Origin of the sequence: Enterobacter sp. JS8-1, assembly GCF_049187015.1 — a bacterium.
GTDB classification, from domain to species: domain Bacteria; phylum Pseudomonadota; class Gammaproteobacteria; order Enterobacterales; family Enterobacteriaceae; genus Enterobacter; species Enterobacter mori.
Genome location: NZ_CP185805.1, coordinates 4,563,402 through 4,579,188, shown reverse-complemented (window position 1 = coordinate 4,579,188; position 15,787 = coordinate 4,563,402). Strand labels below are relative to the sequence as shown.

14 protein-coding genes are annotated in these 15,787 nt (G+C 56.5%); 5 read left to right on the top strand and 9 right to left on the bottom strand.

The window, feature by feature from the left end; all coding sequences use genetic code 11:
- Positions 1–74: 74 nt before the first annotated feature.
- From ACOQH0_RS21905 to ACOQH0_RS21895, 3 genes are all read right to left on the bottom strand, one after another.
- Positions 75–1,397 (bottom strand): MFS transporter, encoded by a 1,323-nt coding sequence (locus tag ACOQH0_RS21905; RefSeq protein WP_010426025.1) that lies wholly within the window; start codon positions 1,395–1,397, stop codon positions 75–77.
- Positions 1,398–1,658: 261 nt separating this feature from the next.
- Positions 1,659–2,684 (bottom strand): inner membrane protein YhjD, encoded by a 1,026-nt coding sequence (gene yhjD / locus ACOQH0_RS21900; protein ID WP_421511190.1) that lies wholly within the window; start codon positions 2,682–2,684, stop codon positions 1,659–1,661.
- Between the two features lie 52 nt (positions 2,685–2,736).
- A complete protein-coding gene (locus ACOQH0_RS21895; RefSeq protein WP_421511189.1) occupies positions 2,737–3,636 on the bottom strand; it encodes a LysR family transcriptional regulator in 900 nt (299 codons plus the stop codon).
- A 119-nt stretch (positions 3,637–3,755) separates the two neighbouring features.
- Between ACOQH0_RS21895 and ACOQH0_RS21890 the strand changes: the two genes are divergently transcribed.
- Complete coding sequence (locus ACOQH0_RS21890; RefSeq protein ID WP_421511188.1) at positions 3,756–4,514, top strand: SDR family NAD(P)-dependent oxidoreductase; 759 nt, start codon at positions 3,756–3,758, stop codon at positions 4,512–4,514.
- A 173-nt stretch (positions 4,515–4,687) separates the two neighbouring features.
- Positions 4,688–5,290: a response regulator transcription factor gene (locus tag ACOQH0_RS21885; protein ID WP_421511187.1), complete on the top strand. Its 603-nt coding sequence runs from the start codon at positions 4,688–4,690 to the stop codon at positions 5,288–5,290.
- Here the strand turns inward: ACOQH0_RS21885 and ACOQH0_RS21880 are convergent.
- The gene (locus tag ACOQH0_RS21880) at positions 5,269–5,604 is read right to left on the bottom strand and encodes a lysozyme (RefSeq protein WP_421511186.1); all 336 of its coding nucleotides are present in this window, start codon (positions 5,602–5,604) and stop codon (positions 5,269–5,271) included. The two genes, ACOQH0_RS21885 and ACOQH0_RS21880, sit on opposite strands and share 22 nt — an antisense overlap.
- Positions 5,605–5,675: 71 nt before the next feature.
- Complete coding sequence (locus tag ACOQH0_RS21875; RefSeq protein ID WP_421511185.1) at positions 5,676–6,215, bottom strand: GNAT family N-acetyltransferase; 540 nt, start codon at positions 6,213–6,215, stop codon at positions 5,676–5,678.
- Positions 6,216–6,363: 148 nt separating this feature from the next.
- Between ACOQH0_RS21875 and ACOQH0_RS21870 the strand changes: the two genes are divergently transcribed.
- A complete protein-coding gene (locus ACOQH0_RS21870) occupies positions 6,364–7,953 on the top strand; it encodes an STY4199 family HEPN domain-containing protein (protein WP_421511184.1) in 1,590 nt (529 codons plus the stop codon).
- A gap of 105 nt (positions 7,954–8,058) precedes the next feature.
- Here the strand turns inward: ACOQH0_RS21870 and ACOQH0_RS21865 are convergent, their stop codons facing one another.
- The 3 genes from ACOQH0_RS21865 to ACOQH0_RS21855 form a co-directional block, all read right to left on the bottom strand.
- A complete protein-coding gene (locus tag ACOQH0_RS21865) occupies positions 8,059–9,708 on the bottom strand; it encodes an alpha,alpha-trehalase (protein ID WP_089598696.1) in 1,650 nt (549 codons plus the stop codon).
- A gap of 182 nt (positions 9,709–9,890) precedes the next feature.
- Positions 9,891–11,243, bottom strand: a complete 1,353-nt coding sequence (gorA, locus tag ACOQH0_RS21860) for a glutathione-disulfide reductase (RefSeq protein WP_421511183.1) — start codon at positions 11,241–11,243, stop codon at positions 9,891–9,893.
- 71 nt (positions 11,244–11,314) lie between these two features.
- On the bottom strand, positions 11,315–12,157 hold the full coding sequence (locus ACOQH0_RS21855) for a 23S rRNA (adenine(2030)-N(6))-methyltransferase RlmJ (protein ID WP_108417662.1): 843 nt from the start codon (positions 12,155–12,157) through the stop codon (positions 11,315–11,317).
- Between the two features lie 215 nt (positions 12,158–12,372).
- Between ACOQH0_RS21855 and prlC the strand changes: the two genes are divergently transcribed.
- Complete coding sequence (prlC, locus tag ACOQH0_RS21850) at positions 12,373–14,415, top strand: oligopeptidase A (RefSeq protein ID WP_421511182.1); 2,043 nt, start codon at positions 12,373–12,375, stop codon at positions 14,413–14,415.
- Between the two features lie 7 nt (positions 14,416–14,422).
- Positions 14,423–15,175 (top strand): 16S rRNA (guanine(1516)-N(2))-methyltransferase RsmJ, encoded by a 753-nt coding sequence (gene rsmJ, locus ACOQH0_RS21845; RefSeq protein ID WP_421511181.1) that lies wholly within the window; start codon positions 14,423–14,425, stop codon positions 15,173–15,175.
- A 96-nt stretch (positions 15,176–15,271) separates the two neighbouring features.
- On the opposite strand, the gene uspA is transcribed toward rsmJ, so the two are convergent.
- Positions 15,272–15,709, bottom strand: a complete 438-nt coding sequence (uspA, locus tag ACOQH0_RS21840; RefSeq protein WP_003861223.1) for a universal stress protein UspA — start codon at positions 15,707–15,709, stop codon at positions 15,272–15,274.
- Positions 15,710–15,787: the final 78 nt, after the last annotated feature.

Genomic DNA, 15,787 nt, shown 5'->3' with positions numbered 1-15,787 from the left:
CCGAACACCTGTCTACCATGTCCCCGGACCGTACATGGGAGAGGGCCGGGGTGAGGGCATCAGGCCGCAGTGTATTACAGAGCCTGATGCTTAGTCTCGTGCGTCAGCAGCAGCGCAATCAGCGTCAGTGCTGCCATGGCCGCCAGATAGACGCCCACGTAGAACAGACCATAGTTCGCCTGCAGCCAGGTAGCGATATACGGCGCAACGGACGCGCCCAGAATAGAGGCAACGTTGTAGGAGAACGACGCGCCTGTATAACGCACTTCCGTCGGGAACAACTCCGGCAGCAGCGCACCCATCGGGCCGAAGGTCAGGCCCATCAGGCTCAGGCCAATCAGCAGATACGCCATCACCAGTGCAGGGCTACCGGAACCCAACAGCGGCGGGAAGACGAACAGCGCGAACAGAATAATCAGCGTGGTGATCACAATCATGCTTGAGCGGCGACCAAACTTATCCGCTAGCAGACCCGCAATCGGCACCATCACGCCAAAGCCAATCACCGCCATCATCAGCATCCACAGCACTTCGTTACGCGGCAGACCCAGCCCCACCGGCGCGGCGGCGGTGCTGTACGTCATTGAGTAGACGGTCATGATGTAGAACAGCGTATACGTTGCCAGCATGATAAAAGTGCCCAGCACGGTCACGCGGACGTGTTTGGTCAACAGCGTTCCCAGCGGTACTTTTACCTGTTTTTTCGCTGCTGCGACTTTGGCAAAGACCGGCGTTTCGTGCAGAGAGACGCGCACATACAGACCAATCAGCACCAGTACGGCAGAGAAGACAAACGGAATACGCCAGCCCCAGCTCATGAACTGTTCATCCGTCAGCAGCCAGGAGAGCAGCAGGAAGGTGCCGTTCGCGAAGAAGAAGCCAATCGGTGCGCCCAGTTGCGGAAATGAGCCATACAGCGCACGCTTGCGCGCCGGGGCGTTCTCGGTAGCCAGCAGCGCCGCGCCACCCCATTCACCGCCCAGGCCCAGACCCTGACCAAAACGCGCCAGCGCCAGCAGAACCGGGGCCAGAATGCCGATGGTTTCGTAAGTGGGCAGCAGACCGATGGCCACGGTCGAAATCCCCATCGTCAGCAGCGACGCCACAAGCGTCACTTTGCGGCCAACGCGATCGCCAAAGTGACCAAAGACCGCTGAACCAATTGGACGCGCTACGAAGGCGATAGCGAAGGTTGCCAGAGACTGTAGCGTTGCCGCCGTCGGGTCGCCCTGCGGGAAGAAAATATGCGGGAAGACGATAACCGCTGCGGTGGCATAAATATAAAAGTCGAAGAACTCAATGGCGGTGCCAATCAGCGATGCGACGACAACTTTGTTACGCGAGTTGACCGGAACGTTTTCCGCCCCTTCGTTAAGTGTTGTGGCTGTTGCTTGCATAATATTTTCTTATTTTTGGACGAACGAAAGGCCATATTACGCATAGCAAAAGCGACATTTCAATCTGTTACAAAGTCGCGAGGCGGTGATAAAAGCAACAAAAAGCGGATAATTTTCAGACCAGAGAAATATCTTCCATGAAATGCTTCACACTTTTCAAATATTAGTGATTAAAACTGGTTTTTGGTTAAATAAAAGTTACGGTCTGGATTTATATGCTGAAATGATTGGTCGGGCTGAAATATCAGCCCGACAGGGGGCTTAGCGGTGGGTTTTTCCCGGCATACGCGGGTCATCTTTATACTCGGCAGTGGCGATCCACGCCGCGCAGAACAACGTCAGGCGAGCGAAGAAGTAGAAGAACGCCATCAGCCCCAGTACGGAGCCAAACGCCGCGCCGGACGGGGATTTCACCAGCGACGGCAGGGTGTAGGTCATTACGATTTTGATCACCTCAAAGCCAATCGCCGCAATGAGCGTCCCGCGAATGAGCGCTTTCTTACGCGGACGATGGCGCGGCAGGCGCCAGAAGATCCAGAAGAACAGCAGATAATTGGCAAAAATGGAGATAGCCAGGCCAATCCCGCGCCATGCGGGCTTCAGCCATTCGATGTAATCGAGATAGAGCGCGGAGATGATCATCTGCTGCGCCGAGCCTGCAACGGAAGTGATGGAAAGCGTCACGATCAGCGCCACGAGCAGACCAATCAGCGATACAAAATCACGAAAATACTTAACCCAAATCTTCTCCTGATCCTGCGGCGTGCGCTCCCACACGTCGCGCGACTGGGCACGAATGGCTTCACGCAGGTTGCCCATCCAGTTAATGCCGGAATAGAGGGCAATCAGTAAACCGACGATACCGACGGTAGTACGCTGCTGTACGGCGGTATTGATGGTGCTTTTCAGCGTGGAGGCGAGCGTTGGGTCGCTGACGTTAATCAGGATCTTATTGAAAATGTCCTGCAGCAGCGTCGGGTGTGATGCCAGCACAAAACCGGCGGCAGCAAACGACACCATCAGGATCGGGATCATCGATAAGAAAGAAAAGTAAGTAATGGCCGCCCCAAACTGATTGCCCATGCGGTCGTTAAACCGTTCCGTGGCGCGTATCAGGTGCGCAATCATGGGGAGCTGCTGGATCTTTTCTGCCATGCTGGTAACCGTGCCCAGCGCTTTGCTGGCTGTCCCAGGCGTTGCGGGCGCGTCAGGCTCGGTTTCCATCTTTTTGATGGGTTCATACTCTAAATGTTGAGTCGGTCGTTGCGGATTGTTTTCCGGCGTCACGCGCATTTTCCTTTTCGTTGAGCTGGATGTGTTTTTGAATTATAGCTTGCGACTAGTCCACGTAAGCTTTCGTGAGTTCAGTTAGCCACTCCATAAACAGATGTACCCGGCGGGAGAGGTTACGGCGGTGAGGATAAATCAGCGAAACGGGCATCGGTTCCACCCGGTACTGCGGGAGGATCTCAACCAGTTTCTTCGTGCGCAGTAAATCACGCACCCCAACCCGCGGAACCTGAATAATGCCTAACCCCGCAAGGCAGGCAGCCTGGTAGGTCTCCGTGCTGTTGACCGTTAATACACCGCCCGACTTGGCCCACTGCGTCGTGCTGCCGTTATAAAACTCGAAGCCCTGCGGGCGTGTGCCCAGCGTGGCGGCATAGTGGATCACCGCATGTGAAGCCAGATCGTCCAGCGTCTCAGGATAGCCGAAGCGCGTCAGATACGCCGGACTGGCGCAGTTGATGACGGACAGCTTGCCCAGCGGTCGGGCTATCAGCCCTGAATCCTTCAGCGTGCCCACGCGCACCACGCAATCAAACCCCTCGCGAATCACGTCCACCAGACGGTCGCTGCTGCTGAGTTCCAGTTCGATGCCGGGATACTGTTGCAGAAAGGCGGGCAGTTTGGGGATGACTAAATTTCGCGCAACGCCAACGGGCATATCGACACGCAACCGTCCGCTGATGCTGGAAGGGTCGTGAAGGAACATGCTGTCCAGTTCGTCGAGGTTTGCCAGCAGATCTTTTGTGCGTTCGTAATAGACCATCCCATCCTGCGTCAGGCTGACGCGACGGGTGGTACGGTGCAATAGCTGGGTGCCCAGCTGGTTTTCCAGCGCCTGGATTTGCCGCGAAACGCTGCCCTTTGGCAGGCTCAGCGTCTCCGCCGCGCGGGAAAAACTCTCCAGTTCTGCGACACGGATGAACAATTGCATTGCGTGAATTTTATCCATAGGCGGCGCTCATTGTTGTTACTAATGAAACAGTGAAGCGTTATCCACTGTCTTTATTGATTTTCTATCACCTAATAAGCTCTTTCTCAATCTCCATAACAGCCGAAACGAGGTTTCTCATGAGTGAACGTATTGCATTAGTGACAGGTGGTAGCCGTGGCCTGGGTAAAAACGCGGTTTTGAAGCTGGCGGCAGAAGGGACGGGGATCATCCTGACTTATAACAGCAGCGAGCGGGAAGCGCAGAACGTCGTGCGTGAAATTGAGCAAAAAGGGGTTAAGGCGGTGGCATTACGGCTTAACGTCGGCGAAATCGCCACTTTCGGAGACTTTGCTAAAAAAGTGCAGGAAAGCCTGAAGACGGTCTGGCAACGTGACACCTTTGATTATTTATTAAACAACGCGGGCACGGGGTTATATGCACCCTATACCGAGACGACGGAAGCCCAGTTTGATGACGCAATGAACATCCACTTTAAAGGGCCGTTCTTCCTGACTCAGACCCTGCTGCCTCTGATAAAGGATGGTGGGCGCATTCTGAACGTCTCCAGTGGTCTGGCCCGTTTCACCCAGCCGGGCTCGGGTACCTATGCGGCGATGAAAGGGGCGATGGAAGTGCTGACCCGCTATCAGGCGAAAGAGCTGGGCGCTCGCGGGATCGCCGTCAACATTATCGCCCCCGGCGCGATTGAAACCGACTTTGGCGGCGGACGCGTGCGTGACAACGCCGAGCTTAATCAACTGCTGGCGTCGCAGACGGCGCTGGGTCGCGTGGGCCTGCCGGACGACATTGGCAATGCCATTGCCGCCCTGCTTAGCGACAAACTGGGCTGGATGAACGCGCAACGTATTGAAGTGTCAGGCGGTATGTTCCTCTAAGCCGCACGCTTAAGGGGACGGAACCTCTTAAGGAAATCCTTAAGACAAATGTGTCCAGATAGGGGTAGATATAAAGAAAACGGGTGGATTTGTAACCTCTCCATTCATTGAGTTTTTTCTCAAATAATGCCTCTGTAGAATCCCCCCTCGCTATTCTCAGAGGGAGAAAAACGATGCGAGTAATCATGTTTGACAGGCAGTCGATATTTATTCATGGAGCGATACACAGTCTGCAAAAGTTAATTCCGGAAATAGATATGACGGGGACCAGTCAGGCTGATGAATTATGGGCGCAGTTGTCCGCGTCACCCGCCGCTATCGTGATGATTGACGGGGATTTAATTCAGAAAGAGGGCATCGCTTTTCTGGAGGAAATCATACATCGCTTCCCGGCACTCCGCGTGGTGATGGTTCTGGCGAGAAAAGAGTCCAGATGGGGCGAGCAGATGATGCAGCGAAACGTGATGGCGATTATTCCCCGCAATGCGAACCCGGAACGATTCGCCGCCGTGCTGGATTCCGTGTCCAGAGGGATGATCTGTTTTCCCGGGGAGTGGCTCAGGAAGCAGGCTTCGCAGGAGGCATTATTAACGCTAAGCGAGCGTCAGCGTGAAGTGTTGAAACGCCTGGCCGCCGGGGAGTCAAATAAGGAAATTAGCCGCAGCCTGAATATCAGCGCGGCAACGGTAAAAGCCCATCTGGAAGCGCTTTTCCGTCGGCTGGATGTCAAAAACAGAACGCAGGCGGCCATGTACTACACCCGCTCAACGGCCTGAAGCAGCGCTTTCGCCAGGGGTGTCTCACCGAAGCTGAATATCATTACTATCAGCGCGTCATGCTGCTGTTGGGTTAAGGGGAGCGTCACATTTTCCCGCAGCAGCGCCTCGCATAATTGCAAATCGCCGTGGAGCAAATATTCTGCCTCGATGGGGGTGATAAGACGGCGAAAATCTTCCCGCGGGTGGATGACGTGACCATATCCGATAACCCATATCCCGTTTATGTCGCGATATTTCTCCAGGGAAAGCCCCTGATTTTTTTTAATTAACGCAATCGCAGCAGACGATATCTTTAGCGTAGAACCTGGCATATTCGTTTCCTCTTAATGGCAACACTGTAGAGGAAACGACGCGGGAGAAATATCCGCCAAATGGCTATTGCTCAGGGATTATTATTCAGGTATTCATGCTTCAATAAGCCAAATAGCCAGTCATTTTGCCACTGACCGCCAAGGTAATAATTCTCGCGCAGTTCGCCTTCCAGTTGAAAACCTGTTTTTTCCAGTACACGCTTTGACGCAATATTTCCCGCCGTGACGGTGGCGGTAAGCCGACGAATACCGCCCTGAAGAAAGGCATAATCGCAAAGCGCCCGCAGCGATTCGAAGCCGTAACCTTTCCCGTGTGCCGCAGGTGCGAAAAGGAATCCGACTTCGGCACAATCTTCTTCCCGATGAATGTAACCCGTGACGCCCAGCGGAGCCTGCGAGGCCGCATCACGCACGGTGAGGCAAAGCCAGTGCGCACTGCCTGGCGACCATGGGACGAGACGAGAATCGAACGCGGCGCGGATCTCTGCCAGAGAGCGGTTTTCCGCCACAAAGCGCATGACGTTGGGATCGTGCTGTAGCGCGAGAAAAAATGGCCAGTCCTGCTCGTGCAGCGGTGAACAGGTGAGACGCGCGGTCGTTAATACGGGCATTCAGATTCTCCTGAAACATTTTAAATGATTATAAGGTTGTCACTTTATTTCAACAGAAAGTCAGGTATGTTTAACGTCGTATAAATAAAAGAAAAAAAGGCTGTTTCATGCCTGGCCCAGGCGTTTTCATTGTCTCTGAAGGAATACAATGACTCTCAGCACATCACACCCCATTCGCGAACAGTTTGAACACTGTCTTGCGGTGATTCGTCAGGCGTCAGTCGAAATTCTGCTCCTGCTGAATGTACATGCTTCTGAAGGAAAAGATCCACGCTGGTTTCTGGAACAGCTGGACAGTGCCCGCTTAGGTCTGGGGGGATGGACTGCTGTTGCGAAGCAACTCAACCTGAACGACGCTGAAATGTCGACATTTACGCTCCAGCTGCGCCTGCTGCAGCAGCGCGTGCCTCAGTATGAAAGCGGGCAGGATGTCACTGAAAATCAGCTGATTGCGGCGATGCGGTTTGTGACGACTCTGGAGCATCTTCGTCTCCAGCAGCCTCTTCTGACTTACAACACTGAGCTGGCGCACGGTAGCGAAATCCAACAGCAGCAGGCGCATAAGCAGGTGCGTGCTATCGAATTGATGATGAAGGGGCTGATCCAGCAGGCGTGGCCCGATCAGGTACGGCTCAATAACCATCTCAAGACCCTGTTTAATGCCGATCGCGTTCGTCGCTGGCTGAAGCTGGGTGACATTAACGATGTGTTGAGCGGCATGATGTTCAGTGAGCTGGCGCAGCTGCTGGTGGATAAAAAAGAATTTAGCCGTTACTACGCGTCACTGTTTAGCGATCCTGCCATGCTGACGCTGCTGGTGGAGCCGCGCATCACCCTGCAAACCTTCCTTGATGACATCCGACAAATCCGCAACAGCATTACCGTGCAGCGGGCATTAAGTTCCGCGCAAATCCTGCTGCTCGATCGCTACTATACGCAAGTCACCCGACCCGTTCAGCGCGCGTTTGAAGAGGGAAGAACGCGCGTCAATCCGGCGGGATTACTGGCCGTGGATGCCAGCGAACTGCATGCATTCTGGGAAAAGGCGCAGAAAATGGACCGGGTCACGGGTGGCGATCTGTTCGAGGTGCGTGACACCATTGAAAAGCCCACCCAGCGCGCGCCGCGAACGCCTGAACAGCGCGAGCAGCTCATTTCCGGCGTGCTGTGGGGCGCGGTTGGCGTCATGGTTATCGCGATTATTGCCGGGGGCGTCTGGCTTGTGACCAGCGGCAAACCGCAGCACGTCGCGGCGAATGCCGCAGCCACGCCTCCAGTAGAGGAGATGCGTGAAACGCCTTCCTCGCGTGAGACGCTGACGCGCATGGGCGTTACCTGGGACGAGAATAATTTCCGTTCAGCCATCAACCGCAATGACACTCGCGTGGCGCTGCTTTTCTTGCAGGGGGGCATGGACTGGAAGCTGTCCTGGACGGAAGAGGCGATGTCGTCAGACCATGACGACGTGCTTGAACTGATGCTGCGCTATCGGCAAAACATGGTGGAAGAGAAGCCGTGCCGACGTTTTATCAACACGCTTAGCCACGCGATGGCGAACGGTGAGTCTCTGACGTCAACGCGTAAAGACTATTTAAAAGCGTTTTGCACCGTACCCGCTGTTGTGAAGCGCCAGCAGCACGACGCGGATATGGCGAAGCGCCGCGCGCAGGCACAGCCGGGCTCTGAAACGAAAAAATGGCAGGCTATTCAGACCGCCATTTATGAGGTGATTCGCTAAATTTTTCCCCTCTCCCCACAGGGGAAAAGACCGCACCTTACAGTCCCCTCTCCCCTGTGGGGAGAGGGTTAGGGTGAGGGGTGAGGGCACCTAACCGCACCCCACTCAAGGCTCCCCATACAGCCCAATCAGCCGCCGCACTACGCCGTTCGTCCAGCCGAAGCCGTCCTGAAGCGGGTACTCCCCACCCCCACCTTCACGCGGCGTGCTGCTGGCGATGTGGTACTTCTCAATCAGCTTGTGGTGCGTCTTGTAGAAGTGGTTCACCGTGTGCAGCCAGCTCCAGGCGATCTCGTCGCCCAGCGAGTCGTTGCCATACTGCTTGAACCCCTGAATCGCCATCCACTGCAGCGGTGCCCAGCCGTTGGGTTTATCCCACTGCTCGCCGGTTTCGTACTCGGTCGCCAGAATCCCGCCCGGCGTCAGCAGCCGCGCTTTCACCGCATCAGACACGCGTTCAGCCTGCTCATGAGTCGCCATCCCGACATACAGCGGCACGATGCTCGCCGCGGAGAAGAGGGCCATGACTTCACGTCGCCAGTCGTAATCCCGATAACAGCCGTTCTCTTCATCCCATAAATAGCGGTTAACCGCCGCGCGGCGATCGCTGGCTTTCTGGCGGAACAGGTCGGCCGTCTCTTTATCTCCTTTCGAAGCAGAGATATTGGCAATAGCGCTTTCCAGCTTGAACAGGAAGGCGTTCAAATCGATAGGGATAAACTGGGTGGTGCGAATGCTGGCAAGTCGACCCGGCTCACGAAGCCAGCGGGAGGAGTAATCCCAGCCAGACGCCGCCCCGGCGCGTAAATCGCGGTAAACCTCATTCGGCGGACGGCCAGAGTGGCGCGCCGTCTCCACGTCCTCGATCCACGATTCGTCGCGCGGCGTGTCGCGGTCATCCCAGTAACGGTTAAGCAGTGAGCCATCCGGCATACGCACCGCGCTGCGGTAGGCCTGGTTAAGCAGCAGCGACTCGGCCCCGTCCATCCAGAAGGCGTGCTCCATCTTCAGGTGTTCAAGATAACGCTTCGCGCCGCGCACCCCGTCCTCCTCAAACAGCTCCACCATCAGGGCAAATACGGGCGGCTGGGAGCGGCTGAGATAGTAGGTACGGTTGCCGTTGGGAATATGGCCGTAGCGCTCGATAAGCCACGCGAAGTTATCCGCCATACACTTCAGCAGATCGTTACGGCCACTCTCCGCCAGCCCCAGCATGGAGAAGTACGAATCCCAGTAGTACGTCTCGCTGAATCGTCCGCCGGGGACGATATACGCCTGCGGCAGCGCCAGCAGGGACGACCAGGGAATATGATCCTGCGGTTCGCGCGTCAGCACCGGCCACAGGTTATCAATGTGCTCTTTCAGGGAAAGACCGGGGTCGGAAACGTATTCCGTCCCGTAGGTTTCCGGCATCCAGAAGTGGTTCTCCACAAAGCGTGCCAGGTCAAAATCACGATGGCGACGCACTTTGCGGTAGCGGATCAGGATATCCAGCGGATCCATCTTCGGCGCGCAGTCGGGGAAGGTTTTGCTGTCGGCAAACAGCCTTGATGACTGCACGTGTTCGAACAGCTCAAGGTAGCGATCGGCAGGCGTCAGGGCGTCGGAGGCCGGCAGCCCCTCGATCATTTCCGGTTCCGGCTCCGCCTCAATCATCTCATCCAGTTTCAACTCGCAGGGATCGGTCTCGTAGCGCAGCTCTTCTTCGATCCCGAATTCGATGTTCTCGGTAGCCTGTATCTTCTGGTTGAACATGGTGATAAGGACCTCCGGTTGTGTGTTCTTAAAGACAGGTTTTTCCGGGCGTCCTATAAGCGTAGACACTCGCTTCGGTAGAAGGGTAGGGATATGTGCGGTAGATCACTCTTTTCGGAGCATTCGTTTTGCAACGATTTATGAATGTTAAAAAAATGCCCCTCAGGAGAGGGGCATCAGGATTAACGCATGGTAACAAACTCTTCCGCCGCCGTCGGGTGGATCGCCACGGTGTTATCGAAATCCTTCTTCGTTGCGCCCATCTTCAGCGCCACCGCAAAGCCCTGCAGGATCTCGTCCATGCCGAAGCCGATGCCATGGATACCGACAATCTTCTCTTCCGGGCCGACGCAGACCAGCTTCATGCGGCACGGCTGACGGTGAGAGGTGACGGCGGTGTACATCGCCGTAAACGCCGATTTATACACTTTCACCTGGTCGTCGCCATACTGCTCGCGCGCCTGCGGCTCGGTTAAGCCGACGGTGCCGATTGGCGGGTGGCTGAAGACCACGGTTGGGATAAGGTTGTAATCCAGATGCTCGTCCGGCTTGTTGTTAAACAGGCGCTCGGAGAGACGACGGCCCGCCGCAACGGCAACCGGGGTAAGCTCAACGGCACCGGTGTTATCGCCGACCGCGTAAATGCCCGGTACGCTGGTGTTCTGGAACTTATCAACGACGATGTAGCCTTTATCGTTGGTTTTCACGCCCGTTACAGCCAGGTTGAAGTTATCGTTCGCCGGTTCACGACCGATCGCCCAGATCAGGCAGTCGACGGTCTGGCTGCGGCCATCTTCCAGCTCCAGGGTCAGGCTGCCGTCTGCATTTTTCACCACCGCTTTTGGTACGGCGTTGGTGTGCAGGGTCGGGCCTTCGGTGTTCATCACTTCGACCAGGGTATCGACAATCAGCGGGTCAAAGCTGCGCAGCGGCGCGTGTTTACGCACGAACAGGTGCGCCTCAGCGCCCAGCCCGTTAATCACGCCAGCCAGTTCCACCGCGATGTAACCCGCGCCCACAATGGCAACGCGTTTAGGCAGGGCTGGCAGCTCGAAGAAACCGTCGGAGTCGATGCCGTATTCTGCACCTGGAATATTCGGGTGGCTCGGACGGCCGCCGGTGGCGATCAGGATGTGATCGGCAGTGATCGTCTCACCGTTCACTTCGATCGTTTTCGCGTCCACAAAGCGGGCGAAACCGTGGATCACGTCGACGTTATTTTTGCCCAGCACGTTATCGTACGAGGTGTGAATGCGGTCGATGTAGGCGGTACGGCTGGCGATCAGCTTGTCCCAGTCGAAGTTATTGATGGTAGTGTCAAAGCCATAATCCGGACCGTACATATGGATAGCTTCACGGATTTGCGCCGCATGCCACATCACTTTTTTCGGTACACAACCCACGTTCACGCAGGTGCCGCCCAGCGCTTTGGCTTCAATCAGCGCACACTTCTGGCCGTACATGGCCGCGCGGTTGATCGAGGCGATGCCGCCGCTGCCGCCGCCGATTGCGATGTAGTCATAATGCTTAGTCATAGCTTTTGTCCTTAATCGTGAATTGCCGCGATTGTATACCTGAAATCAATAGTTTCCACCGATGGCTGCGATTACTCCGGCACGATCCAACTGACGGTGGCGTGGCCAGTACCCGCTGGCACCAGCGTTTTGTGCAGCCACGGCAGCACGTTGTTCATCTGCGCTTCGAGCTTCCACGGCGGGTTGATCACAATCATGCCAGAAGCGGTCATGCCGCGCTGATCGCTGTCCGGGCGTACCGCCAGCTCAATCTGCAGGATTTTTCGGATACCGGTCGCTTCCAGGTCTTTGATCATGCGCTTGATTTGCGCGCGCAGCACCACCGGGTACCACAGGGCATAGGTGCCGGTAGCGAAGCGTTTGTAGCCTTCGTGGATGCCGGTCACCACCGCCTGATAGTCGGTTTTGATTTCGTACGGCGGGTCGATCAGCACCAGGCCGCGACGGGAGACCGGCGGCAGCTTGGCTTTCAGCTGCTGGTAGCCGTCGGCTTTTTCCACGCGGGCGCGATTATCTTTCTGGAATTCAGAACGCAGCAGCGGGAAGTCGCTCGGGTGCAGCTCGGTTAACTGGATGCTGTCCTGCTCGCGCAGCAGCTGGCGGGCAATCAGCGGGGAGCCAGGGTAGTAGCGCAGCTGGCCGTTGCGGTTGAAGTGATTCACCACACCGATGTACGGCTCCAGCTCGGCAGGCAGATCGTCCTGCTGCCAGATGCGGGCGATGCCCTCAAGGTATTCACCGGTACGCTCGGCATGCTCGCCGCTCAGCTGATAACGGCCCGCACCCGCATGGGTGTCGAGATAGAGAAACGGCTTCTCTTTCTCTTTGAGCGCTTCAATGATCAGGCTCTGAACGGTGTGTTTAAGGACGTCGGCGTGGTTGCCAGCGTGGAAGCTGTGGCGATAACTGAGCATGGATGAATGTGTTCCAGGTAGTAAACGTAGGCCCGATAAGCGTAGCGCCATCGGGCAAAAATAGAGCGTATCGCCACAGTATACAGAAAAGTTTCCACGGCCGCGAAAGCGCAACGTCCGGCATTGAAATCCTCTACACTTAACCCCATTACTGAAAACAATATGCCCAGCGCCGGATGCGCGCTTCATTCACCTATTTCAACAGGACAGCGTTTATGACCAATCCATTACTGACGCCTTTTTCGTTGCCGCCGTTTTCTAAAATCCTCCCTGAGCATGTAGTTCCAGCCGTTACGCAATCGCTGGACAACTGCCGCGCGGCGGTAGAAAACGTGGTTGCGCAGGGCGCGCCGTACACGTGGGAAAATCTGTGTCAGAAGCTTTCCGAAGTGGACGACGTGCTGGGGCGTATCTTCTCCCCTGTGAGCCACCTGAACTCGGTCAAAAACAGCCCGGAACTGCGCGAAGCCTACGAACAGACCCTGCCGCTGCTCTCTGAGTACAGCACCTGGGTCGGCCAGCACGAAGGACTCTACAAGGCCTACCGCGACCTGCGCGACGGCGACCACTATGCCGAACTGAACACGGCGCAGAAAAAATCGGTCGATAACGCGCTGCGTGACTTTGAGCTGTCCGGTATCGGTCTGCCAAAAGATAAACAGGTTCGCTACGGTGAAATTGCCGCGCGTCTGTCCGAGCTGGGCAACCAGTACAGCAACAACGTGCTCGACGCCACCATGGGCTGGACGAAGCTGATTACCGACGAAGCGGAGCTGGCGGGTATGCCGGAAAGCGCGCTGGCGGCGGCAAAAGCCCAGGCCGAAGCGAAAGAGCAGGACGGTTTCCTGTTAACGCTGGATATCCCAAGCTATCTGCCGGTGATGACCTACTGCGACAACCAGGCATTGCGTGAAGAGATGTACCGCGCCTACAGCACCCGCGCTTCCGATCAGGGACCGAATGCCGGTAAGTGGGACAACAGCCCGGTGATGGCGGAAATCCTCGCGTTGCGTCACGAACTGGCCCAACTGCTGGGCTTTGAAAACTACGCCGATAAATCCCTCGCCACCAAAATGGCGGAGAACCCGCAGCAGGTGCTCGACTTCCTCACCGATCTCGCGAAACGCGCCCGTCCGCAGGGTGAAAAAGAGCTGGCCCAGCTGCGCGCCTTCGCCAAAGCGGAGTTCGGTGTGGACGAGCTGCAGCCGTGGGACATCGCTTACTACAGCGAAAAGCAGAAGCAGCACCTCTACAGCATCAGCGACGAGCAGCTGCGCCCGTACTTCCCGGAAAACAAAGCCGTTAACGGCCTGTTTGAAGTGGTGAAACGCATTTACGGCATCACCGCGAAAGAGCGTACCGATATCGACGTCTGGCATCCGGACGTGCGCTTCTTCGAACTGTATGACGAGAAAAATGAACTGCGCGGCAGCTTCTACCTTGACCTGTACGCCCGTGAGAACAAGCGCGGCGGGGCGTGGATGGACGACTGCGTAGGCCAGATGCGTAAAGCCGACGGCTCCCTGCAGAAGCCGGTCGCCTACCTGACCTGTAACTTCAACCGTCCGGTGAGCGGCAAGCCTGCGCTCTTCACCCACGATGAAGTGATTACCCTGTTCCACGAGTTCGGTCACGGTCTGCACCACATGCTGACCCGCATCGAAACCGCAGGCGTAGCCGGTATCAGCGGTGTGCCGTGGGATGCGGTCGAGCTGCCAAGCCAGTTTATGGAAAACTGGTGCTGGGAGCCGGACGCGCTGGCGTTTATCTCCGGCCACTATGAGACCGGCGAACCGCTGCCGAAGGAGCTGCTGGATAAAATGCTGGCGGCGAAAAACTATCAGGCGGCGATGTTCATCCTGCGTCAGCTGGAGTTCGGCCTGTTCGACTTCCGCCTGCACGCGGAGTTTAGCCCGGAGCAGGGGGCGAAAATCCTCGACACCCTGGCCGAAATCAAAAAGCAGGTTGCCGTTATTCCAGGGCCAACCTGGGGCCGCTTCCCGCATGCCTTCAGCCACATCTTTGCTGGCGGCTACGCGGCGGGCTACTACAGCTACCTGTGGGCCGACGTGCTGGCGGCAGATGCCTTCTCTCGCTTCGAAGAGGAGGGGATTTTCAACCGCGAAACCGGTCAGTCGTTCCTCGATAACATCCTGACCCGCGGCGGTTCTGAAGAGCCAATGGTGCTGTTCAAACGCTTCCGTGGCCGCGAGCCGCAGCTGGATGCGATGCTTGAGCATTACGGAATCAAAGGCTGATTGTTACGTGAAGATCTGCTTAGTAGATGAAACGGGCGCCGGAGACGGCGCCTTATCTGTTCTGGCGGCCCGCTGGGGGCTGGAACACGATGAAGAAAACCCGATGGCGCTGGTGATGACGCCGGAGCACCTGGAGTTACGCAAGCGCGATGAACCGAAGCTCGGCGGGATTTTTGTCGACTTTGTCGGCGGCGCGATGGCGCACCGGCGCAAGTTCGGCGGCGGTCGCGGCGAGGCGGTGGCTAAAGCGGTCGGCATCAAAGGGAGCTATCTTCCGGACGTGGTCGATGCCACGGCGGGGTTAGGGCGTGATGCCTTTGTGCTGGCCTCTGTCGGCTGTCACGTGCGGATGCTGGAGCGTAATCCGGTGGTCGCTGCGCTGCTCGACGACGGGCTGGCGCGAGGCTATGCGGACCCGGAAATCGGCTCGTGGCTGCAGGCGCGTTTGCAGCTGATTCACGCCTCCAGTCTGACAGCGCTGACCGATATCACCCCTCGCCCGCAGGTGGTCTATCTCGACCCGATGTTCCCGCATAAGCAGAAAAGCGCGCTGGTGAAGAAAGAGATGCGGGTGTTTCAGTCGCTGGTGGGGCCGGATTTAGATGCAGATGGCCTGCTGGAGCCTGCCCGTCAGCTGGCAACGAAGCGGGTGGTGGTGAAGCGCCCGGACTATGCGCCGCCGCTGGCGGATGTCGCCACGACCAATGCGGTGATCACTAAAGGGCACCGGTTTGATATTTATTCGGGGACGCCGGAATAAAAAAGCCGGGTGGCGGCTTCGCCTTACCCGGCCTACGTTCTCGATCTATCCCCTCTCCCTGTGGGAGAGGGTTAGGGTGAGGGGAATTTAACGCACTTACTCGTCTTCTTCGTCACGCAATGGAACAATCAGCATATCCACGTGAACGGTATTAATCAGCTGGCGTGCGGAAGACATCAGCTTGCTCCAGAAGTCCTGATGGTGACCGCAAACCACCAGGTCCATGTCATATTTCTTGATCGCATCAACCAGCACCTGGCCCAGGTCGCCGCTGCCGCTCAGGGTTTCGGTGATTGGATAGCCCGCGTTGGTGGACAGTTCGCTCAGCGCATGGTGAGTCTCTTCGGAGATGCGTTTCTGCATATCGCCAAGATTCACGTCGATCAGACCGGTGTAAAGGTCGGAGTAGTTCACATCAACGTGAATCAGCGAAACTTTCGCGTTGTAGGGACGTGCCATGGATACCGCTTTATCAACCAGCACTTTGCTCTCCGGGGAGAGGTCTACCGCGATGAGAATGTGTTTGTAAGCCATAGTGTTACTCCTTCCTTAAGTTATCGATGACTAAATGAGAATGCCGTCGTCTGATACATTCATTACGGCCCAGTTAAA

Coding starts and splice junctions, on each gene's coding strand:
- ACOQH0_RS21905 (WP_010426025.1), bottom strand. CDS start 1,397: ATGCAAGCAACAGCCACAACACTTAACGAAGGGGCGGAAAACGTTCCG.
- ACOQH0_RS21895 (WP_421511189.1), bottom strand. CDS start 3,636: ATGGATAAAATTCACGCAATGCAATTGTTCATCCGTGTCGCAGAACTG.
- ACOQH0_RS21890 (WP_421511188.1), top strand. CDS start 3,756: ATGAGTGAACGTATTGCATTAGTGACAGGTGGTAGCCGTGGCCTGGGT.
- ACOQH0_RS21885 (WP_421511187.1), top strand. CDS start 4,688: ATGCGAGTAATCATGTTTGACAGGCAGTCGATATTTATTCATGGAGCG.
- ACOQH0_RS21880 (WP_421511186.1), bottom strand. CDS start 5,604: ATGCCAGGTTCTACGCTAAAGATATCGTCTGCTGCGATTGCGTTAATT.
- ACOQH0_RS21875 (WP_421511185.1), bottom strand. CDS start 6,215: ATGCCCGTATTAACGACCGCGCGTCTCACCTGTTCACCGCTGCACGAG.
- ACOQH0_RS21870 (WP_421511184.1), top strand. CDS start 6,364: ATGACTCTCAGCACATCACACCCCATTCGCGAACAGTTTGAACACTGT.
- ACOQH0_RS21865 (WP_089598696.1), bottom strand. CDS start 9,708: ATGTTCAACCAGAAGATACAGGCTACCGAGAACATCGAATTCGGGATC.
- gorA (WP_421511183.1), bottom strand. CDS start 11,243: ATGACTAAGCATTATGACTACATCGCAATCGGCGGCGGCAGCGGCGGC.
- ACOQH0_RS21855 (WP_108417662.1), bottom strand. CDS start 12,157: ATGCTCAGTTATCGCCACAGCTTCCACGCTGGCAACCACGCCGACGTC.
- prlC (WP_421511182.1), top strand. CDS start 12,373: ATGACCAATCCATTACTGACGCCTTTTTCGTTGCCGCCGTTTTCTAAA.
- uspA (WP_003861223.1), bottom strand. CDS start 15,709: ATGGCTTACAAACACATTCTCATCGCGGTAGACCTCTCCCCGGAGAGC.